General features: G+C 68.3%; 16 protein-coding genes. 8 read left to right on the top strand and 8 right to left on the bottom strand.

All coding sequences use genetic code 11. The annotated features are described in order from the left end of the window. Positions 1–73 precede the first annotated feature (73 nt). From B0E52_RS13250 to B0E52_RS13235, 4 genes are all read left to right on the top strand, one after another. A complete protein-coding gene (locus B0E52_RS13250; RefSeq protein ID WP_077484514.1) occupies positions 74–976 on the top strand; it encodes a patatin-like phospholipase family protein in 903 nt (300 codons plus the stop codon). 93 nt (positions 977–1,069) lie between these two features. Beyond that, positions 1,070–3,121, top strand: coding sequence for a S9 family peptidase (locus tag B0E52_RS13245; protein ID WP_077484512.1), 2,052 nt, complete (start codon positions 1,070–1,072; stop codon positions 3,119–3,121). A 90-nt stretch (positions 3,122–3,211) separates the two neighbouring features. Then, the gene (locus tag B0E52_RS13240) at positions 3,212–3,805 is read left to right on the top strand and encodes an HAD family hydrolase (protein WP_077484510.1); all 594 of its coding nucleotides are present in this window, start codon (positions 3,212–3,214) and stop codon (positions 3,803–3,805) included. Positions 3,806–3,864: 59 nt separating this feature from the next. Further along, on the top strand, positions 3,865–4,545 hold the full coding sequence (locus B0E52_RS13235; protein WP_168174195.1) for a DUF4386 domain-containing protein: 681 nt from the start codon (positions 3,865–3,867) through the stop codon (positions 4,543–4,545). A gap of 67 nt (positions 4,546–4,612) precedes the next feature. Here B0E52_RS13235 and B0E52_RS13230 read toward each other — a convergent pair whose 3' ends face one another. The 3 genes from B0E52_RS13230 to B0E52_RS13220 form a co-directional block, all read right to left on the bottom strand. Beyond that, positions 4,613–5,704, bottom strand: coding sequence for a PA0069 family radical SAM protein (locus B0E52_RS13230; RefSeq protein WP_077484507.1), 1,092 nt, complete (start codon positions 5,702–5,704; stop codon positions 4,613–4,615). A 121-nt stretch (positions 5,705–5,825) separates the two neighbouring features. Beyond that, positions 5,826–7,496 (bottom strand): MFS transporter, encoded by a 1,671-nt coding sequence (locus B0E52_RS13225; RefSeq protein ID WP_077484505.1) that lies wholly within the window; start codon positions 7,494–7,496, stop codon positions 5,826–5,828. 352 nt (positions 7,497–7,848) lie between these two features. After that, positions 7,849–9,264, bottom strand: a complete 1,416-nt coding sequence (locus B0E52_RS13220; protein ID WP_077484504.1) for a carbohydrate porin — start codon at positions 9,262–9,264, stop codon at positions 7,849–7,851. A 201-nt stretch (positions 9,265–9,465) separates the two neighbouring features. Between B0E52_RS13220 and acs the strand changes: the two genes are divergently transcribed. Next, on the top strand, positions 9,466–11,406 hold the full coding sequence (acs, locus tag B0E52_RS13215) for an acetate--CoA ligase (protein ID WP_077484502.1): 1,941 nt from the start codon (positions 9,466–9,468) through the stop codon (positions 11,404–11,406). Between the two features lie 94 nt (positions 11,407–11,500). After that, complete coding sequence (locus B0E52_RS13210) at positions 11,501–12,178, top strand: response regulator transcription factor (RefSeq protein WP_077484500.1); 678 nt, start codon at positions 11,501–11,503, stop codon at positions 12,176–12,178. Between the two features lie 651 nt (positions 12,179–12,829). Here B0E52_RS13210 and B0E52_RS13200 read toward each other — a convergent pair. Continuing rightward, positions 12,830–16,312 carry a PAS domain-containing hybrid sensor histidine kinase/response regulator gene (locus B0E52_RS13200; protein ID WP_174575569.1) on the bottom strand — a complete coding sequence of 1,161 codons (3,483 nt, stop codon included), beginning with the start codon at positions 16,310–16,312 and terminating at the stop codon, positions 12,830–12,832. A gap of 74 nt (positions 16,313–16,386) precedes the next feature. On the opposite strand from B0E52_RS13200, the gene B0E52_RS13195 reads away from it, so the two are divergent. Both B0E52_RS13195 and B0E52_RS13190 read left to right on the top strand, forming a co-directional pair. After that, entirely contained in the window at positions 16,387–17,031 is a 645-nt protein-coding gene (locus B0E52_RS13195) for a 4'-phosphopantetheinyl transferase superfamily protein (RefSeq protein ID WP_077484496.1), read from the top strand. A gap of 43 nt (positions 17,032–17,074) precedes the next feature. Next, positions 17,075–17,818: a pyridoxine 5'-phosphate synthase gene (locus B0E52_RS13190; RefSeq protein WP_077484494.1), complete on the top strand. Its 744-nt coding sequence runs from the start codon at positions 17,075–17,077 to the stop codon at positions 17,816–17,818. A 175-nt stretch (positions 17,819–17,993) separates the two neighbouring features. On the opposite strand, the gene B0E52_RS13185 is transcribed toward B0E52_RS13190, so the two are convergent. From B0E52_RS13185 to B0E52_RS13170, 4 genes are all read right to left on the bottom strand, one after another. Beyond that, on the bottom strand, positions 17,994–18,404 hold the full coding sequence (locus B0E52_RS13185) for a biopolymer transporter ExbD (protein ID WP_077484492.1): 411 nt from the start codon (positions 18,402–18,404) through the stop codon (positions 17,994–17,996). A 6-nt stretch (positions 18,405–18,410) separates the two neighbouring features. After that, the gene (locus B0E52_RS13180; protein WP_077484490.1) at positions 18,411–18,836 is read right to left on the bottom strand and encodes a biopolymer transporter ExbD; all 426 of its coding nucleotides are present in this window, start codon (positions 18,834–18,836) and stop codon (positions 18,411–18,413) included. 11 nt (positions 18,837–18,847) lie between these two features. After that, positions 18,848–19,597 carry a MotA/TolQ/ExbB proton channel family protein gene (locus B0E52_RS13175; RefSeq protein WP_174575568.1) on the bottom strand — a complete coding sequence of 250 codons (750 nt, stop codon included), beginning with the start codon at positions 19,595–19,597 and terminating at the stop codon, positions 18,848–18,850. A 50-nt stretch (positions 19,598–19,647) separates the two neighbouring features. Next, positions 19,648–20,040 (bottom strand): energy transducer TonB (locus tag B0E52_RS13170; protein WP_139351685.1); only part of this gene is annotated, 393 nt, incomplete at its 5' end.

Raw genomic sequence — 20,040 nt, 5'->3', positions numbered from 1 at the left:
CAACTCCCCGCATCCCCTGCAAACAAGGGGAGGAGGAAAGCGGGCCGCCCACCCTCTCCTTCTTCAGACTCCCATGCGCCTCCGCCGCCTGCTCCTGCCGCTGCTCGCCACGCTCGCGCTGGGTGCCTGCACCCACGCGGCCAAACCCGTGCCGCCGCCGATCGCTCCGCCACCACCTCCGCCCAAACTGCGGATCGGCCTCGCGCTGGGCGGCGGCGCGGCCAAGGGCTTCGCGCACATCGGCGTGATCAAGATGCTGGAGGCCAGCGGCATCCACCCCGACGTGGTGGCCGGCACCAGCGCAGGCAGCGTGGTGGGCGCGCTGTACGCCAGTGGCATGGACGCGTTCCAGATGCAGCAGGTGGCGTTCGGCCTCGACGAGGCGAAGATCCGCGACGTGCGGCTGTTCTCCGGCGGCCTGGTGCAGGGCAAGGCGCTGCAGGACTACGTGAACCAGCTGGTGCACAACCGGCCGATCGAGCAGCTGGAACTGCCGTTCGCGGCAGTGGCGACGCAACTGGAAACCGGCCAGCGCATGGTGTTCGTGCGCGGCAACACCGGCGAGGCGGTGCGCGCCTCCTGCAGCGTCCCCGGCGTGTTCGAACCGGTGGAAATCCGCGGCAGGCATTACGTGGACGGCGGCGTGGTCAGCCCGATCCCGGTGGATGCCGCGCGCCAGCTCGGCGCGGACTTCGTGATCGCGGTGGACATCTCCGCCACGCCCAGCGGCAGCAACCCGCAGGGCATGCTGAATATCGTGGGCCAGTCGATCACGATCATGGGGCGGCAGCTGGCGGCGCAGGAAATCGCGCGCGCCGACGTGGTGATCCGGCCCGACCTGAGCGGCATCGGTCCCACCGATTTCGAGCAGAAGAACCTGGCCATCCTCGCCGGCGAGAAGGCCGCGCTGGCGGCGATTCCGGAGATACGCGCCAGGCTGGCCGCGCGCGAGGCCACGCAGGTCGCCAGTAACTGAGACATGCGTCGCCCCGTCGGGGTGACTACCCGCACATGGTGCGGCACTCCCCGCGGTTGTAGCGTGGGCGTTCCTCTGCCCCGGGTCCGTGCCATGCCAAAATCCTCGCCCCTGCTGGTTTCACTCGCCCTGCTCGCCGCGCCTTGGGCCGTGCAGGCGGCACCGGACACGCCCGCCGCCCAGCCCGCCTCCCACATCGAGCAACTGCAGACCCGGCTCGACCGGGTCCAGCGCCTCGGCGCCGTGGCGATCTCGCCCGACGGCAAACGGCTGGCCTGGGTGCGCGAAGGCAAGCAGCCCGTAATCGAGCTGGCCGATGCCGACGGCCGCGGCGCGCACGCGCTGGACGTGGGCAAGGCACTGGCCGGCTGCGACAAGCGCGACATCGCCTGGTCGCCGGATTCGCGCCGGCTCGCCTTCATCGCCAACTGCGGCAAGGACCTCACCAACACCGAGGCGATGCACAACGACGTCTACCTCGCCGACGTGGCCGGTACGGCCGCGCCGCATGAGCTGGCGAAACTCGCCGGCTACGCGCGCGCGCTGACGTGGACCCAGGACGGCAAGGCGCTGGGCTTCCTCTACGTGCCCGGCGCCACCCGCCACGCCAGCGCCACCGCCGCGGGCAAGCCGCAGGTGGGCGTGATCGGCGAGGACGAGCATGAGGAAGTGCAGCGCGTGGCTCGTCTCGACGCGAGCAGCGGCGCGCTGCAGACGCTGACGCCCGCCTCGCTGTACGCCTACGAATTCGACTTCTCGCCGGACGGCACGCACGTCGCCTACACCGCCGCACCGCCGCCGGGCGACAACAACTGGTGGGTGGCGAAGCTCTACGTGCAGGAAGCAAGCGCCAGCGCCGCGCCGCGCGCGGTCGTCGACCCCGCCACCGTCGCCGGTTCGCTGCACGGCCTGCAGATGGCGTTGCCGCGCTGGTCGCCGGATGGCTCGCGGATCGCCTTCATCGGCGGCCTGATGAGCGACCAGGGCGCCACCGGCGGCGACCTCTACAGCGTGCCGTCGACCGGTGGCGCGCTGAGCGACCTCACGCCCGGCATCACGGTGACGCCGTCGTGGTTCACCTGGACCGGCAACGACGCGCTGCTGGTCAGCCAGAACGCCAAGGGCAAGGCGCAGCTCGCCACCTATGACGTGCACGGTGACCGCGCCAGCGCACAGGCGCCGTACTTCACCCTGCCCGCGATGATCGGCGCCGGTGGCGCGGTGCTCTCGGTGTCGCTGTCGGCCGACCACCAGCGCGTCGCCTACGTGCAGACCTCGTACGAGAGTGCGCCTGAACTGCACGCCGGCAAGCTCGGCCACACGCCGCCGCCCGCTGTCACCACGCTCAACGCCGCGCTCAAGGCCGCCTGGGGCAAGGCGGTGTCAGTGGAGTGGAAGAACGAAGGGCGCGACGTGCAGGGCTGGCTGCTGTACCCGGCCAACTACGATCCGCACAAGACCTACCCGATGATCGTCAGCGTGCACGGCGGCCCGGCGTGGGGCGTGATGTCGAGCTGGCCCGGCATGGGCGCGATGTACGCCGCCTCGGGCTACTTCCAGTTCATGCCCAACCCGCGTGGCAGCTACGGCCAGGGCGAAGCCTTCGTGCAGGCCAACCGCAAGGACTTCGGCTATGGCGACCTGCGCGACATCCTCGCCGGCGTCGACGCGGTGGAGAAGCTGGTGCCGGTGGACGACCACCGCCTGGGCCTCACCGGCTGGAGCTACGGCGGCTTCATGAGCATGTTCGCGCCCACCCAGACCCAGCGCTTCCGCGCCGTGGTCGCCGGCGCCGGCATCTCCGACTGGGCGAGCTACTACGGCGAGAACCGGATCGACCAGTGGATGATCCCCTACTTCGGCGCCAGCCTGTACGACGACCCCGCGGTGTACGCGAAGAGCTCGGCGCTCAGCTTCATCAAGCAGGCGAAGACGCCCACCCTGATCATCGTGGGCGACCGCGACGAGGAGTGCCCCGCGCCGCAGTCCTTCGAGTACTGGCACGCGCTGAAGACGCTCGGCGTACCTACCCAGCTGGTGGTCTACCCGAACGAAGGCCACCACTTCGCCGACCCCAAGCACGTGCGCGACATGCAGCAGCGCTCGCTGGACTGGTTCGCGAAGTACCTGCCGGCGTCGAAGTAATCGCTTGAACTCCCCTCCCCCGCTTGCGGGGGAGGGGTCGGGGGAGAGGGCTCGCACTCGCACCACCCTACATCGAGACACGGACGCCGCATGAACCTCGCCCTGTTCGACTTCGACGGCACCCTCACCACCCGCGAAACCTTCGGCGACTTCATGCGTCAGGCGGTAACGCCGCTGCGTCGCGCGCTGGGCGTGCCGGTGTTCGCGCCGATGCTGGCCGGCTACAAGCTGGGCCTGGTCTCCGGCACGCGCATCCGCCACCACGTCGCCGCCTTCGGCTTCCGCGGCGTGCCCGCCGCGCACGTCCACGCGGCCGGCGAACGCTTCGCCGCCGAAGTCCTGCCCGGCCTGCTGCGCCCCGAAGCGATGCAGCGCCTCGCCTGGCACAAGCGCCAGGGCGACAAGGTGGTGCTGGTCTCCGGCGGCCTCGATTTCTATCTCGCGCCGTGGTGCCGGCGGCACGGCCTGGAACTGATCTGCTCGGCGCTCGAAACCCGCGGCGAGCGCCTCACCGGTCGCTACCATGGCGCCCAATGCGTGGGCGCGGAGAAGGCTCGCCGCGTGCGCGAACGCCATGACCTCGCCGCCTACGATACGTGCTACGCCTACGGCGACACGCACGAAGACGAGGCGATGCTGGCGCTGGCGCACAAGCGTTACTACCGCGGACGGGAAGTGGTCTGAGTCCGCCTTGACTCGCAACGAAAGGGGATAGGGAAATGAAGGACGCATACGCTGCCGACGTGCAGATCCGCTACGCGCGCATCGCCGGCTTTGTCTACCTGCTGCTGATCGTGCTCTACATGGGCGGGCAGTTCCTCATCGGCCATGTCGTCGGGACGGGCGACTTCGCCCAGCGCCTCGAGCACATCACCCAAGGGCAAGTCCTTTACCGGGTCGGGCTGGTCCTGCAATTGCTCGCTTCCGTGTTCACCGTGCTGCTGGCCTACGCCTTGTACGTCGTCGTGCGGCCCGTGAACGAACGTGTCGCGCGCCTGGCGTTGTACTTCCGGCTCGCTGAAGCTTTTTCCGGCGTGACGGCCTTCATCTCTTTCGGCACGCTCAGCCTGCAAAGCGATCCCAAGTACCTGCAGTCGCTTGGCATGGCGCAGCTGGAAACGATGGTCGGCCTGGCCAAGAGCGTGGACTTCGCGTCGTTCAATGTCGCGACCCTGTTCTTCAGCTTCGGCTCCACCCTGTTCTTCCATCTGTTCGCGAAGACGCGTTACATCCCGCGCGTGCTTTCCGTGTTCGGCGTGTTTGCTTCGGTCGTCACCTTGCTGACCAGCCTAGGCAATCTCGTCCTTCCCGCCTATGCGGACATGCTCCAGTTCGGCTGGTTGCCGATCTTCCTTGCGGAGATCACCACAGGCATCTGGCTGCTGGTGCGTGGCGTGCGGGTCGAGCCATTGCCCACCATCTGATGCGCTGTCGGCGATCCGCGCCGGCTGAAGCCGGCGCTGGGCGATGGCCATCGCCACGCGTGGACGATCAGAACAACTCCCCCTGCGGCGACGGCTTGCGCGGCGGCACGAAGCGCGTGCAGTCCAATCGCAGCTCGCGCGCACGACCGAAGCCGTGCTTGCGGCAGGCGATCTCGAAGCGCTTGCGCAGCAGTTCGGCGAACACGCCCTGGCCGCGCATGCGGGTGCGGAAGTCGCTGTCGTAGTCGCGGCCACCGTTCATCTGCTGCACCAGGCTCATCACGTGTTCGGCGCGTTGCGGCGCGTGCAGGGCCAGCCATTCGCGGAACAGCGCTTTCAGTTCCCACGGCAGGCGCAGCACGGTATAGCCGGCGCAGCGGGCGCCGGCGGCGTGGGCGCGTTCGAGCACGGCTTCCATGTCCTTGTCGTTGAGCGCGGGGATGATCGGCGCCACCAGCACGCCCACCGGCACGCCGGCTTCGGCCAGCGCGGCGATGGCCTTGAGGCGGCGATGCGGCGCGCAGGCGCGCGGTTCGAGTTTCGCGGCGAGGTGGTTGTCCAGCGAGTTCACCGAGACGAACACCTGCACCAGCTGTTCGCGCGCCATCGCGGCGAGCAGGTCGAGGTCGCGTTCGACCAGCGCGTTCTTGGTGACGACGGTGCAGGGGTGGTGGCATTCGGCCAACACCTCCAGCGCGGCGCGGGTGAGCCGCCACTTCTTTTCGATGGGTTGATACGGGTCGGTGTTGCTGCCGATATTGATCGGCTTCGGCAAGTAACCGGGCTTGGCCAACTCGGCCCGCAGCACTTCGGCGAGGTTGCCCTTGGCGCGGATCTTCGTCTCGAAGTCCAGCCCGGGCGAGAGGTTGAGGTAGCTGTGGCTGGGGCGGGCAAAGCAATACACGCAGCCGTGCTCGCAGCCGCGGTACGGGTTCAGCGCCTGGTCGAAGGCGATGTCGGGCGAATCGTTGCGGGTGATGACGCTGCGCGCGCGCTCTTCGGTGACGCAGGTTTGCGGGCGCGGCGCGGTCTCGTCCAGCAGCAGGCTTTGCCAGCCGTCGTCCTCGGCATGGTGGCGGATGGACTCGAAGCGCCCCTCGGGATTGGAGGCGGCGCCGCGGCCCTTGATCGCCTGCGGGGGAATGGCGTGGTCGTCCATCCGTGCAGTGTGCTGTGCGGGCATCTCAGTTCGCGCGACACGACTGTCTTGCCCGTAGGAGCGGCTTCAGCCGCGACCCCAGCAACGCTGATCGCGGCTGAAGCCGCTCCTACGGTTTTTGTCAGGCGCTGATGTCCACGCCCTTCGTCTCGCGCACGAACAGCAGGCCGATCACGAAGCTCATCGCGGCGATCGCCACCGGGTACCACAGGCCGGAGTAGATGTTGCCGGTGAGCGCCACGATGCCGAACGACACCGAGGGCAGGAAGCCGCCGAACCAGCCGTTGCCGATGTGGTAGGGCAGGCTCATCGAGGTGTAGCGGATGCGGGTAGGGAACATCTCCACCAGCCACGCGGCGATCGGGCCGTAGACCATGGTCACGTAGAGCACCAGGAGGGTCAGCAGCAGGAGCAGCATCGGGTAGTTGCTGCGCGCGGGATCGGCCTTGGCCGGGTAGCCGGCCTGGTCCAGCGCGGTGCCCAGCGAGGCGGCGAAGGCCTTGCCCTGCGCGGCGAAGTCCGCCTTGGCCAGGCCCGTGCCTTCGAACGCCTCGAACATGTGGCCGCCCACGTCCACCCGCGCCACTTCGCCGGGCTGCGTCGCCACGTTGCGGTAGGGCACGCCGCGCTTGGCGAGATAGCTCTTGGCCACGTCGCAGGAGCTGGTGTAGCTCTGCGTGCCGGTGAGGTTGATCTGCAGGTGGCAGTTCGCCGGGTCGGCGATCACGCTGACCGGCGCCACCAGGCTGGCCGCCTCGATCGCGGGATTGCCGTAGTGGGTGATCGCCTTGAAGATCGGGAAGTAGGTCAACGCGGCGAGCAGGCAGCCGGCCAGCACCACCGGCTTGCGGCCCACCTTGTCCGACAGCCAGCCGAACACCACGAAGAACGGCGTGCCGATCAGCAGCGCACCGGCGATCAGCAATTGCGTGGTGGTGGCGTCGATCTTCAGCGTGGTGCCGAGGAAGTACATCGCGTAGAACTGGCCGCAGTACCACACCACGGCCTGGCCGGCGGTGGCGCCGAGCAGGGCGAGGATCACCAGCTTGAGGTTGCCCCAGCGCGCGAAGGATTCGGTGAGCGGCGCCTTCGAGGTCTTGCCCTCGGCCTTCATCTGCTGGAACACCGGCGACTCGGCCAGCTGCATGCGGATGTACACCGACACCGCCAGCAGCAGCGAGGACAGCAGGAACGGCACGCGCCAGCCCCAGTCGTTGAACTTCTCGTCGCCCAGCGTCCACTTGATGCCCAGGATCACCAGCAGCGAAATGAACAGGCCGAAGGTCGCGGTGATCTGGATGAAGCTGGTATACAGGCCGCGCTTGCCGTCCGGCGCATGCTCTGCCACATACGTCGCCGCGCCGCCGTACTCGCCGCCCAGCGCCAGGCCCTGCAGCATGCGCAGCGCGATCAGGATCACCGGCGCCAGCACGCCGATCGATCCGTAACTGGGCAACAGGCCCACGAAGAACGTGGACAGGCCCATGATGACGATGGTGATGAGGAAGGTGTACTTGCGTCCCACCAGATCGCCCACCCGGCCGAACACCAGCGCGCCGAACGGACGCACCGCGAAGCCGGCGGCGAACGCGAGCAGCGCGAACACCAGCTGGCTTGCTTCATTCAAGCCCGAGAAAAACTGCTTGCCGATGATCACGGCCAGCGAGCCGTACAGGTAGAAGTCGTACCACTCGAACACGGTGCCCAAGCTGGATGCCAGGATCACCCGCCGGTGGCTGGTATCCAGTCCCGCGGCGTGCTTGCCGACGGCGTCGATGGCGTTGCTGGCCATGTGCGTTCCCCTCCCGAGTGTGATGGCGACTTGCCGTGACGGCAAAGCCCGGTCGATGCGCGCCGCCGACAGGCGACCCGCTGGCTGACTCCCGCACGCGGGAGGATGAGGATGCCGCCGCGCCGGAGTCCCCTCCCCCGCTACGGCCGCATCGGCGTTGTTTGCCAAGAACCTCGAATGCCGCTCTTCTGCTTGTCATCCCGGCGAGGCGCACTTCAACAGCCGAAGGGCTGGTCAAGCCGGGATGACGATGGCTCTTCGAGGCTCACTGCTGACTGCCGCTACCGACGATGTCCGCCGCCGGCGTTGCCCGCACCTGCTCACGCAGCTGCGTCGTGCTCCTGCCGCATCCTCAGAACTTGTACATGCCGCTCACGCTGAGCTGGTTGCCGTTGGTGGTCTTGCGGTGGATGCCGTCGGTGGTGGAGTCGAGCTTGTCGTACATCCACTCCACGCCCAGCGCGTAGGCACCGGCGGCGTATTGCAAGCTCAGCGCGGCCTGGCGGTTCTTCAGCAAGCCAGTGGAGCCGTTGCCCATCCAGCGGATCACGTCCTGGCTGTCCGGCTTGCTGATGCCGTAGAACGCATACGCGCTCCAGTTCGAGGTGAAGTTGTAGCCCGCCTGCACGAAGCCGCCGCTCTCGGAGATGTCGCCGAACTGCGCCATCGCACCGAAGATCTCGCCCAGGCCCTTGCCGGTGTAGACCAAGCCGTTGAACACCCACGGGCCCGGCTTCCAGCTGCCGCCGACTTCGTAGCCCACGCTCTGGATGGTGTCCTTGACCGGCGCAGGCGCGGTGTCGCCCACGCCCTTGAGGTTCACCTCGCTGTAGTGCGCGGCGGCATAGGCCACCCAGTTCTTGTCCGCCACGCGCAAGCGCGCCTCCAGCTGCGGACGGAAGCCCGCGTTGCCCGCGGTGAGGTAGTTCACGTTGTCGCCGGGGCCCTTCCACGCGCCTTCGAACGCGCCCAGGTCCAGCCGCCACTTCGCGCCGTCGCTGCCGTGGTTCAAGTCCTGCATCACCACGATGCCGGGGAAGCGCCAGCCGCCGTAGCCCGCGGCGAAGCCCAGCGGGAACGCGATGTGCGCCAGCGATACCGGCGTGTTGTCGACCGGGAACATCAGCTCCCACTGCTGGCCCACGCGCACCGTGGTGCCGGTATTCGGGTTGGTGAGGTCCATGTAGGCCTGGCGCAGGCGCGGCGTGGGCTGCTGCTGGCTGTACGGCCCGGTGCCGTTGAAGCCGCCGAAGAAGTCCATCTCGATGCGGCCGCCGCCGACCCAGTCGCCGGCGAACTTCGCGCCGCTGAAATCCAGCCAGAAGCGCGTGTTGCGCACGTCCACGCCGGACAGCGAACCCTTCGCGCCCGGCACCGGGAATTCCGCGTTGGTGCCGTTGCCGAAGGTGAAGCTCTTGTCCTGGCTGAAGGCGGTGGCGCTGACGAAGCCGTGCAAGGCCACCGACACGCCCGGCGCGGTGGTGAACACCGGCTTGGCTGCGGTGGCGGGTACGGCGGCGACGTTCTGTGCCGGTGCGGCGGAGGCAGGTTGTGCCGGCTGCTGCTTCTGCGCCTGGATCATCGCCTTCAGCTGCGCCAGCTGTTGCTCCAGCTGGTCCACGCGCTGTTCCAGCTGCTGCTCGCGGGCGCTGACGTTGCCCGTGGTCGATGTGCTGGTCTGCGCCTGTGCCGCCCACGGCAACGCCAGCGCGCAGGCGATGCCCAGCGCCAGCGGCGCGCGGCAACGACGGTTGAGTGTCGGGCTCATGCAGGGTTTCCCCAAGGTGATCGTGGGGCGAGCATGCTCATGCACTCGCACGCATGACTATTCGCCGATGGTCGTACCTCGACCAAAGTCGATGGGCGGGGCTCCTCGACACCCCGGCGACGCCGCTACACTCGAAAGCCTCTGCATGCCGTTCGCAGCAGGCCCCGCGCCCGCCCCCCACCTCGCCAGCAGGAGTCCCGCATGTCCACGATCCATCCCGTCGATCCCGCATTCGCCGCCAGGGCACGCATCCGCAAGGACGATTACGAGCGGCTGTACGCCGAGTCGGTGAAAGATCCCGAAGGCTTCTGGGCCAAGGTGGGCGAGCGGCTGGACTGGGCGAAGCGGCCCACCAGGATCAAGGACGTCTCGTTCGATCCGAAGAACCTGCACATCCGCTGGTACGAGGACGGCATGCTCAACGTGGCCGCGAATTGCCTCGACCGGCACCTCGAGGAGCGCGGCGACAAGGTGGCGATCATCTTCGAGGGCGACGACCCGAACGAGTCACGCAAGCTCACCTACCGCGAGCTGCACGCCGAAGTGTGCAAGTTCGCGAACACGCTGAAGCACCTGGGCGTGGCCAAGGGCGACCGCGTGGCGATCTACCTGCCGATGATCCCCGAGGCTGCGGTGGCGATGCTGGCCTGCGCGCGCATCGGCGCGGTGCACTCGGTGGTGTTCGGCGGCTTCTCGCCCGATTCGCTGGCCGGGCGCATCGCCGATTCGCAGTGCAAGCTGGTGGTGACCGCCGACGAAGGCGTGCGCGGCGGCAAGAAGATCCCGCTCAAGACCAACGTGGACGAGGCGCTCAAGCGCCCCGGCACCAACAGCGTGGAAACCGTGGTGGTGGTGCGCCGCACCGGCAGCGCCGTGCCGATGCAGTCGCCGCGCGACCGCTACTGGCACAACCTGATGGACGGCCAAAGCGCCGACTGCCCGGCCGAGGCTATGGAAGCCGAGCACCCGCTGTTCATCCTGTACACCTCCGGCTCCACCGGCAAGCCGAAGGGCGTGCTGCACACCTCGGCCGGCTACCTGGTGTTCACCAGCTACACCCACGAATGCGTGTTCGACCTGCGCGAGGACGACGTGTACTGGTGCACCGCCGACGTGGGCTGGGTCACCGGCCACAGCTACGTGGTGTACGGCCCGCTGGCGAACGGTGCCACCACGGTGATGTTCGACGGCGTGCCGAATTACCCCGACTTCAGCCGCTTCTGGCAGGTCGTGGACAAGCACCAGGTGACCCTGTTCTACACCGCACCCACCGCGATCCGCGCGCTGATGCGCGAAGGCGAGGCGCCGGTGAAGCGGTGTTTGCGCGCCTCGCTGCGCGTGCTCGGCACGGTGGGCGAACCGATCAATCCCGAGGCCTGGGAGTGGTACCACCGCGTGGTGGGCGAGAGCCGCCTGCCGATCGTGGACACCTGGTGGCAGACCGAGACCGGCGGCATCCTGATCACCCCGCTGCCCGGCGCCATCGACACCAAGCCCGGCTCCGCCACCAAGCCGTTCTTCGGCGTGAAGCCCGCCATCGTCGACGCCAACGGCGAAGTGCAGGAAGGCCCGGCCGAGGGCAACCTGCTGCTCACTGATTCCTGGCCCGGCCAGATGCGCACCGTGTACGGCGACCACCAGCGCTTCATCGAGACCTATTTCAGCGCCTACCCCGGCAACTACTTCACCGGCGACGGCGCGCGCCGCGACGAGGACGGCTACTACTGGATCACCGGCCGCGTCGACGACGTGATCAACGTCAGCGGCCACCGCATCGGCACCGCCGAGGTGGAGAGCGCGCTGGTGGCGCACCCCAAGGTGGCCGAGGCCGCCGTGGTGGGCTGCCCGCACGACATCAAGGGCCAGGGCATCTACGCCTACGTCACCCTGGTCGCCGGCGAAACCGGCACGGACGAGTTGAAGAAGGAACTGGTCGCCTGGGTGCGCAAGGAGATCGGCCCGATCGCCACGCCCGACTACATCCAGTGGGCGCCCGGCCTGCCCAAGACCCGCTCGGGCAAGATCATGCGCCGCATCCTGCGCAAGATCGGCGAGAACCAGCCCGACCAGCTCGGCGACATCTCCACCCTCGCCGATCCCTCGGTGGTGAAGAGCCTCGTCGAGGAACGGTTGATCAAATAAGCGTAGGAGCGGCTTCAGCCGCGATAGATCTTCCGCGATGAGCAAGAGCATCGCGGCTGAAGCCGCTCCTACCGGGTTGATTGAAGCCCCCTTTATGCCCGACATCCTGATCGCCGACGACCACCCGCTGTTCCGCGACGCCCTGCAGCGCGCGGTGCTCGCCGCGCTGCCGCAGGCGCAGGTACGCAGCGCCGAGAGCGTGCACGGCCTGTACGCGCTGATCGAGCAATACCCCGACGCCGACCTGCTGCTGCTCGACCTGCACATGCCCGGAGCGCGCGGCTACTCCGCACTGGTGCACATCCGCGGCCAGTATCCCGGCCTGCCGATCATCGTGGTCTCCGGTCACGAGGAAGCCCAGGTCGCGCGCCGCGCGCTCGCCCACGGCGCCGCCGCCTACATTCCCAAGTCCACCGCCGGCGACGACATCGTCCACGCGATCCGCGCCGTGCTCGACGGCGACGTATGGCTGCCGCCGCAACTGGTCGGCGGCCGCGCCGAACTGAAGCCCGCCGAAGCCGACATCGCCGCCCGCGTCGCCGCGCTCACGCCGCAGCAGTTCCGCGTGCTCACCATGATCGCCGAAGGCCTGCTCAACAAGCAGATCGCCTGGGAACTCGGCGTCTCCGAAGCCACCGTGAAGGCGCACATGACCGCGATCATGCGCAAGCTCGGCGTCAACAACCGGACGCAAGTTGCGCTGGCCGCCAGCCAGCTTGCCGTGGAACCGGGGGCGATGCAGCCGTTGCCGGAGGGTGATGAGGGGGAGTGAGGCGACTCCACGCGTCTGGAAGAACGCAATGGATCAATTTACGATCCGCTTCGACGACCATCTGCCCAAACCGTACCACCGAGTCCGGCCAGACAAACTCTGCACACCTTCAGAGCGGAGAACCATATGTCCGAAGGCAACAAGGCTGGCAGCATTGTGGCCGCTATCGTCATCGCGATAGCCACCGCGTCGAGTTCACCATGGTGGTGGAGCAAACTGTTCCCGTCACCTCCGCCCTATTCCCCTGTGCAGCCTGCACCCGCCCCGAAGCCGTACATGGGCGCGCTTGAGCCAGGCATTAATCGCCAAGGTGGCGACCTCTCCAACTTCGAAGCGAACACAGCCGGAGAATGCTCGAGTTCCTGCCTCGCTGACAGTCGGTGCCGCGCTATGACTTTCGTAAAACACCCGAATGCTCCGGGTGGTATCTGCTGGCTGAAGACCACCGTCCCATCGATGTCCCAAAACCCGAGCATGACGTCCGCTGTGAAGCACGACCCATAACGCTCGTTTTGTGCAAACTTGCACTGAACCACAACTAACGACGCGACACCCGAGCCTTTCATCGCGGAGCATCCTGCAGGCGACGCCGTTGCTTCTGATGTCCAATGTTGGGTCATTGCCACAGCGCGCGCGCTGTGACGCACATACTCAAGCACCAATACTCCCCTCACCCTGCTTCCTCATCAGCGCCGTCAACAACGCCCTTAGCGCCGCCGGCTTCACCGGCTTGTGCAGCAACGGATAGCCCAGCGCGCGGGTGCGCTGCTTGAGTTCACTGCTGCCGTCGGCGGTGATCAGGGCGGCGGGGGGCAGCGGGTCGCACTCGGCGCGCAGTTGCTGCAAGGCCTGCAGGCCGTCGATGTCGGCGGCGAGGTGGTAGTCGGCGAGGATGAGATCCACCGGGCCACGGCGCAGCTCGGCGGCGGCGGCGGTCACGTCGCGCGCGGTGCGGCAGTCCACGCCCCAGCGGCCGAGCAGGGCGCGCATGCCGTCGAGGATCGCTGCGTCGTCGTCGAGGCACAACACGGTGAGCGGCAGCTGCTCGTCGCTGCCGCCGCGGCGCACCGCCTGGCGGCGTGGCGGCGTAGCGGTGGCGCGCGGCACCACGATCGCGAAGCAACTGCCGTGGCTCGGGCGCGAATGCAGGGCCAGCCGGTGCTGCAGCATGGCGGCGATGCGGTCGCAGATCGACAAGCCCAGGCCCAGGCCCTTCTCGCCCCACGGCGAGGGCCGCTCCAGCCGCTGGAATTCGCCGAAGATGCGCGCACGCTGTTCGGCGGGGATGCCTGGACCGGTGTCCCATACTTCGATGCGCACCTCGTCCCCGGTGCGGCGCGCGCCCAGCAACACGCCACCGCGCTGGGTGTAGCGCAACGCGTTGGAGAGGAAGTTCTGCAGCACCCGGCGCAGCAGCTGCGGGTCGCTGCGCACGGCAAGCCGCGTGGGTGCCACACGCAGGCGCAGGCCGCGCTGCTCGGCGAGCACCGCGAACTGGCTTTGCAGCGAGTCGAACAGCTCGGCCAGCGCGAAGTCGCCGATCTCCGGCTGGTAGCTGCCGGTATCGAGGCGCGAGGTGTCGAGCAGGGCGTCGAGCAGGTCCTCGGCGGCGCGGAAAGAGGCATCGATGCGTTCGGCGAGTTGCCGCGATTCCGCATCCAGCGCCGATTGCTGGCGCAGCGCGGAGGTGAACAGCCGCGCCGCGTTCAAGGGCTGCAGCAGGTCATGGCTGGCGGCGGCGAGGAAGCGCGTCTTCGACGCGTTCGCCGCCTCGGCGGTGCGCTGCGCCTGCGCGGTGGCGGCCAGCGCCTCGCTGAGTTCGGCGGTGCGCTGGTCCACGCGCTGCTCCAGCGTCTCGTTCGCCTCGATCAGCGCCTGCTCGGCGCGCTTGTACGCGGTGACGTCGGTGTAGGTGGTGACGTAACCGCCGCCGGGCAGAGCGCGCCCGCGCATCTCGATGGTGCTGCCGTCCGCGCGCACGCGCTGGAACACGTGCGGCGTGCCGGCACGCAGGTGGCCGATGCGCTTGGCCACCTGCGCCGGCGCCTCGCCGGGACCGCATTCGCCGTGCTCGGCGTTCCAGCGGATCAGGTCGGCCACCGGCACGCCCACGTAGACCATGCCGTCGGGGTAGCCGAAGAGTTCGAGATAGCGCCGGTTCCACGCCACCACGCGCATCTGCGCATCGACCACGCTGATGCCCTGCGAGACGTTCTCCAGCGTGGTGGACAGCAACTCGCGGTTGAAACGCAACTCCTGCGAGGCCTCGTCCATCAGCGCCATCGCCTCGGCGATGTCCAGGCCCGAGCCGGACAGCATGCCCATCAGGATGCGCCGCGCGCTCGCCGCACCGACCGCGCCGGCGAGCAGGCGCTCGGTGTGCTGGATCAGCGCGCGATCGGCCGCTTCGCCGGCCTGCAGCGGCTTGCCGCGTCGCTGTTCGTGCTCGGCGAACGCGCGTTCGGTGCTGCGCCGGCCCACGATGCGCGTGGCGATGGTACGCAGGTCGGCCACCGCCACGCGGCCGCGCCAGTCGCCCGCGCCGCCACGGCTGGCCGCATGCGGCGCGACGAACAGCGCCGCGTGCAGGCGTTCCTCCAGGTTCGGCCGCCAGCGCAGCGAGACGAACACCAGGCAAGCCACGTTGACCAGCAGCGACCACAGCGTGCCGTGCAGCAGGGGATCGCTGCCGCCGAGATGGAACAGCGCCTGCGGCCGCAGCCAGCCCAGGCCCAGCGGGCCGTCCTGTTGCCAGCTGCCGACGTGCAGCATCGCCGGCAGCAGCAAGGTGTAGGCCCACACCGCGAAGCCGGCGACGAGGCCGATCGCCACGCCGCGCCGGCTCGCGCCGCGCCAGTACAGCGCCGCCACGATGGCCGGCGCCAGCTGCGCCACCGCGGCGAACGCGAGCAGGCCGGTGGCGGCGAGGTTCTCGGTGTCGGCCACCACCCGGTAGTAGCCGTAGGCCAGCGCGGCCAGCGCCACGATCGCCACGCGGCGCACGCGCAGCACCAGCCGCGAGAGGTCGCTGCGGTGTTCCAGCCGCAGGCGGCGCACGCGCAGCAGCGCCGGCATCACCAGGTCGTTGCTGATCATGGTGGACAGCGCCACCGCCGCCACGATCACCATGCCGGTGGCCGCCGAGAAGCCGCCCACGAAGGCCAGCATCGCCATGCCGCCGTTGCCCAGCGCCAGCGGCAGGTTCAACACCCAGGCGTCGGCGAGGCCGTCGCGCACCGCCGGCAACCGCGTGCCGGTGGCCACGATCGGCAGCACCGCCAGCGTGATCGCCAGCATGTACAGCGGGAACATCCAGCGCGCGCGGTTGAGGTCGCGCGGATCCTCGCATTCCACGACGCCGATCTGGAACTGCCGCGGCAGGCAGAACATCGCGAAGAACGCCAGCAGCGTCTGCGCGAGGAAGCCGGCCGAGAGGCCGTCACCCGGATGCTGCAGCGGCAGCTTTGCGGTGGCGGCCAGTCCCGGCCCGTGGCGCAGGGCGAACCACGCCAGCGCCACGAAGGCCACCAGCTTGATCAGCGATTCCAGCGCCACCGCCAGCATCAGTCCATGGTGGTGCTCGGTGGCGTCGATGCTGCGCGTGCCGAACAGTATCGCGAACACCGCGAGCAGGCCGGCGCACCACAGCGCGGGATCCGTCGCGACCGCGCCGCGCAGTCCCGGCGTGCTGCCGCCCAGCACCGCAAACGACATCGCCACCGCCTTCAGTTGCAGTGCGATGTACGGCAGCACTGCCACCACCGCGATCACCGCCACCACGGCAGCGAGGCCGTGCGACTTGCCGTAGCGTGCGCCGATGAAGTCGGCAATCGAGGTGATGTTGCGCTGTTGCGCCACCTCCACCAGCCGGCGCAGCAGGCCGAAGCCGAACACGAACAGCAGCACCGGCCCCAGGTAGATCGGCAGGTAGCCCAGGCCCTCGCGCGCGGCCGTGCCCACCGCGCCGTAGAACGTCCACGACGAGCAGTACACCGCCAGCGCGAGGCTGTAGACGATCGGCCGCAGCCGCGGCTGGCGCGGATACAGCGGGCGCCGGTCGCCCGCCCAGGCCACGCCGTAGAGCAGGCCCACGTAGAGCAGCGCAACGAGCAGCAGCAGCCAACCGGCGATCAAGCGCGCCTCCCCGGAAATCGACGTTGCGCGTCGCCGGCTTGTGCGCGGCGGCGCCTGTCCGTCAGCATGCGCGCATGCACGCCATCGACGGATTCCTGCCCGCGAAAGTAGCAGAGCCCCTGCACGCTGACGAGATTCATGTCTGGCGGTTGCAGCGGCCGAAGGGTGCGGGGCGCGAACCCCTGCTGGCCCTGCTCGCGGGCTACCTGGGCGTCGCGCCGGGCGAGGTGCGACTGGTGGCGGGCGAACACGGCCGGCCCGCGCTGGATCCCGTCCATGGCGGTGTGCTCGACTTCAACTGGTCGCACAGCGGCGAACAGGCACTGGTGGCGCTGGCGCGCGGCATCGCGCCGGGCATCGACCTGGAACAGCGCCGCACGCGCGCGAACGCGCTGGAGATCGCGCAGCGCTTCTTCACGGCCGAGGAAGCCGGCTGGCTGGGCACGCTGGACGAGGCCGAACGGCGCACGGCCTTCCTCGAACTGTGGACCGCGCGCGAGGCGGTGCTGAAGGCGTTGGGCCGCGGCCTCGCGTTCGGGCTGGACCGGCTGGCGTTCCGGCGCGAGGCGGCCGGACTGGTGCTGCAGTGGCTGGACGGCGAGGACCCCGCCGCGTGGCAACTGCATCGGCTCGACGTCGGCGTCGATGCGTTCGCCGCGCTGGCCTGGCGCGGCACCACGCGGCGCATCCGCCGCTACGCGCTTGCCGACGCCGCGTGATCGGGGCAGTGTTGCACTCCTCCCTTCGTGACGGACCACCGCCATGACCCTGCTCAGCGTCAATCTCAACAAGATCGCCGTGCTGCGCAACTCGCGCGGCGGCCACGAGCCCGACATCTGCCGCGCGGCGCAGACCTGCATCGAGAACGGGTGCGGCGGCATCACCGTGCATCCGCGGCCCGACCTGCGCCACGTGCGCCCCGACGACGTGCGCGCACTGGCCGCGATGCTGCGCGGTCGGGTGGAATACAACATCGAGGGCAACCCGTTCGCCGCGCCGCGCGGCGACTATCCCGGCCTGATCGCGCTGGCGCGCGAGGTACGTCCCACCCAGGTGACCCTGGTGCCCGACAGCGACGGCCAGATCACCTCCGACCACGGCTTCGACCTCTCGCGCGATCTCGATCGGCTGCGCCCGCTGGTGGACGAGCTCAACGCGATCGATTGCCGGGTCAGCCTGTTCGTGGATGCCGGCAACCAGGATTTCGCGGCGGCCAGGGCGATCGGCGTGCGGCGGATCGAGCTCTACACCGGCCCCTACGCCGAGGCCTTCGCCGAAGGCGAGCCCGACGCCATGCTCGCAAGTTGCGCTGCCACTGCGCGTCTGGCGCAACAGGCAGGGCTGGCGGTGAACGCGGGCCATGACCTCAGCCAGGCGAACCTCGGCACGTTCAAGGCCGCGATCCCCGGACTGGCCGAAGTATCGATCGGCCACGCGCTGATCGGCGAGGCGCTGTACGAGGGCCTGGCCGCCACGGTGCGCAACTATCTGCAGATCCTGCGGTAGCAGCGCACCCTGTGCGCGAATGCCTTCGCGTCGATCGAAGCCAAAAGCAATCGCGCGCAGGGTGCGCTCCTACAGGCGGCAGCGTGCATGTCCAGACGTTTTCGGCCGCACAAACGCCAACCCCCGCACGGGGCGGGGGTTGGCGCGGGTAACGCTGTTGTCCGACGTCGCGGCCTTACTGGTCGCTGTCGGTGAATCCGATCTTGACCAGGTTGTATTGCTTCGCGTCGGCCAGCACGGTAGCGACGTACTGGTAGGCGGTGGCATCGTTGGCCTTGATCTGGATTTCCGGCTGGTTGGTCTGCTGGGCGATCACCGCGAACTGCGCCTTGAGGCCCAGCTCGTCGACCGGCGTGTCGTTCCAGTAGAACGCGCCGCCCTGGTCGATCTTGAGATTGATCGGCTCGGGTGGGTTCTGCGGCTGGATCTGGTTCGGGTTCGGCTGTGGAAGATCGATCTTGATCTTCTCCAGCGGGATCGGCGCGGTGACCATGAAGATGATCAGGAGCACCAGCATCACGTCGATCAGCGGCGTGATGTTGATGTCCGCCATCGGACCCGACGAGGCTTTGGTGGAAAAGGCCATGACTACTTACTCCTTCGCCGGCGCGGTGGTCATGAAGCCGACGTGCACCATGCCCTGGCCCTTGGCATCACTGATGACCTTGCGCACGACCTTCCACTCGATCGCCTTCTCGGCGCGGATCTGCAGCTCCGGCTGCGGCGTCTTCTGCGCAGCCACCGCCAGCTGTTGCTTCAGGCTGGCCTCGGTGATCTGCTGATCCTGGAAGTACATCGAACCGTCTTCCTTGATCGCCAGATCCAGCGGCGGCGTATCCGGCGCCTTGGCCTCGGTGCTCTTGGGGTTCGCGATCGGCACCGTGACGGTGATCGGATGGGACATCAGCGGCGCCGTGATCATGAAGATGATCAGCAGCACCAGCATCACGTCCGCCAGCGGCGTGACGTTGATTTCCGAAACCGGACCGCCGGTATTGCCTCCGACGCTCATTGCCATGGGTCAATCCCTCACTCGACGCGCGAGCCGGTCGCGAAGAAGTCGTGCAGGTCGTGCGCGAACTCGTCGAAACGGGCAAAGATGACGCGGTTCGACCGGTTGAAGAAGTTGAACGCGAGCAGCGCCGGGATCGCGGTGAACAGACCGATCGCGGTCATGATCAGCGCCTCGCCCACCGGGCCGGCCACTGCGGTCATCGAAGCGTTGCCGCTGGCGGCGATGCCGATCAGGGCGTGGTAGATGCCCCACACGGTACCGAGCAGACCGACGAACGGCGCCGACGAACCCACGGTGGCGAGCAGGGTCTGGCCGCCTTCGAGGCGCAGGCTCTCGCGAGCCACGGCCTGGCGCAGCGCGCGGTCGACGAACTCGGAACGGCTCAGCGACTCGGCCAGGCCACCCTTGTTGACCTGCTGGTGATGGGCCACCGCCGAGGCGGCGTCCAGCGCGATCTTCGAGAACGGTTCGCCCTTGGGCTGGCCTTCCAGCTCGCGGATCGCGTCCTGGGTGGACGGGTTGTTCCAGAAGCCGTTGATCACGCCGTCGGCGCGCGACTTCACCATGCCGTTACGGATGGTGTTGGCGATGATGAAGTACCAGGACAGGAAGGACATCACCACCAGGGTGATGAACACCACCCAACCCAGCCAGTCGAAACCCTGGGCGAGGTTGGCGAAGCCCATCTGCTTCATGGCTTCGGCGTTGGAATTGCCCGCCACCTGAGCGGCGGCATCGGTCGGTGCAGGAGTCTGTAGGAACATAACGCTACCCTTGGGAAGTCAAGCGTGAACTGTAGAGGCTGTAACGAGGATTACAGGTTGTTGAGGTTGAAGGTGACCGGAACGCGTGCGTAGCCTTCCACCTTCTTGCCGTTCTTGACCTCGGGATTGAAGCGCCACTTCTGTGCCGCTTCGATCGCCGCGCGATCAAGCTCGTGGTATCCGCTGGACTTGTCGACCTTGATGTCCTTCGGCGAACCGTCGACACCCACCAGGATCAACAGGATCACCGTGCCCTCATGGCGCTGGCGAATGGCCTGTGGCGGATAACGCGGCTGCATCCGACTGTTGTAGCTCAGATCCTGGCCAGCGCTGATGTCGGCCGGGGGAGCCGGCGGCGCCGGTGGGGCCGGCGGCGCGGCGGCAACCGCGTTCTGCGACACCTCCTGCACCGGCGGCGGCGGGGCCGGCGGCGGTGCAGGAGG

The organism is Rhodanobacter sp. C06, from assembly GCF_002001105.1.
In the GTDB taxonomy this organism is placed as follows: domain Bacteria; phylum Pseudomonadota; class Gammaproteobacteria; order Xanthomonadales; family Rhodanobacteraceae; genus Rhodanobacter_A.
Note: the sequence above shows the minus strand (reverse complement) of the source record. Positions and strands in the feature narration are given on the sequence as shown.

Excerpts from the sequence above, each read along its gene's own strand:
- B0E52_RS13250 (WP_077484514.1), top strand. The coding sequence starts at position 74 with ATGCGCCTCCGCCGCCTGCTCCTGCCGCTGCTCGCCACGCTCGCGCTG.
- B0E52_RS13245 (WP_077484512.1), top strand. The coding sequence starts at position 1,070 with ATGCCAAAATCCTCGCCCCTGCTGGTTTCACTCGCCCTGCTCGCCGCG.
- B0E52_RS13240 (WP_077484510.1), top strand. The coding sequence starts at position 3,212 with ATGAACCTCGCCCTGTTCGACTTCGACGGCACCCTCACCACCCGCGAA.
- B0E52_RS13230 (WP_077484507.1), bottom strand. The coding sequence starts at position 5,704 with ATGGACGACCACGCCATTCCCCCGCAGGCGATCAAGGGCCGCGGCGCC.
- B0E52_RS13225 (WP_077484505.1), bottom strand. The coding sequence starts at position 7,496 with ATGGCCAGCAACGCCATCGACGCCGTCGGCAAGCACGCCGCGGGACTG.
- B0E52_RS13220 (WP_077484504.1), bottom strand. The coding sequence starts at position 9,264 with ATGAGCCCGACACTCAACCGTCGTTGCCGCGCGCCGCTGGCGCTGGGC.
- acs (WP_077484502.1), top strand. The coding sequence starts at position 9,466 with ATGTCCACGATCCATCCCGTCGATCCCGCATTCGCCGCCAGGGCACGC.
- B0E52_RS13210 (WP_077484500.1), top strand. The coding sequence starts at position 11,501 with ATGCCCGACATCCTGATCGCCGACGACCACCCGCTGTTCCGCGACGCC.
- B0E52_RS13195 (WP_077484496.1), top strand. The coding sequence starts at position 16,387 with ATGCACGCCATCGACGGATTCCTGCCCGCGAAAGTAGCAGAGCCCCTG.
- B0E52_RS13190 (WP_077484494.1), top strand. The coding sequence starts at position 17,075 with ATGACCCTGCTCAGCGTCAATCTCAACAAGATCGCCGTGCTGCGCAAC.
- B0E52_RS13185 (WP_077484492.1), bottom strand. The coding sequence starts at position 18,404 with ATGGCCTTTTCCACCAAAGCCTCGTCGGGTCCGATGGCGGACATCAAC.
- B0E52_RS13180 (WP_077484490.1), bottom strand. The coding sequence starts at position 18,836 with ATGGCAATGAGCGTCGGAGGCAATACCGGCGGTCCGGTTTCGGAAATC.
- B0E52_RS13175 (WP_174575568.1), bottom strand. The coding sequence starts at position 19,597 with ATGTTCCTACAGACTCCTGCACCGACCGATGCCGCCGCTCAGGTGGCG.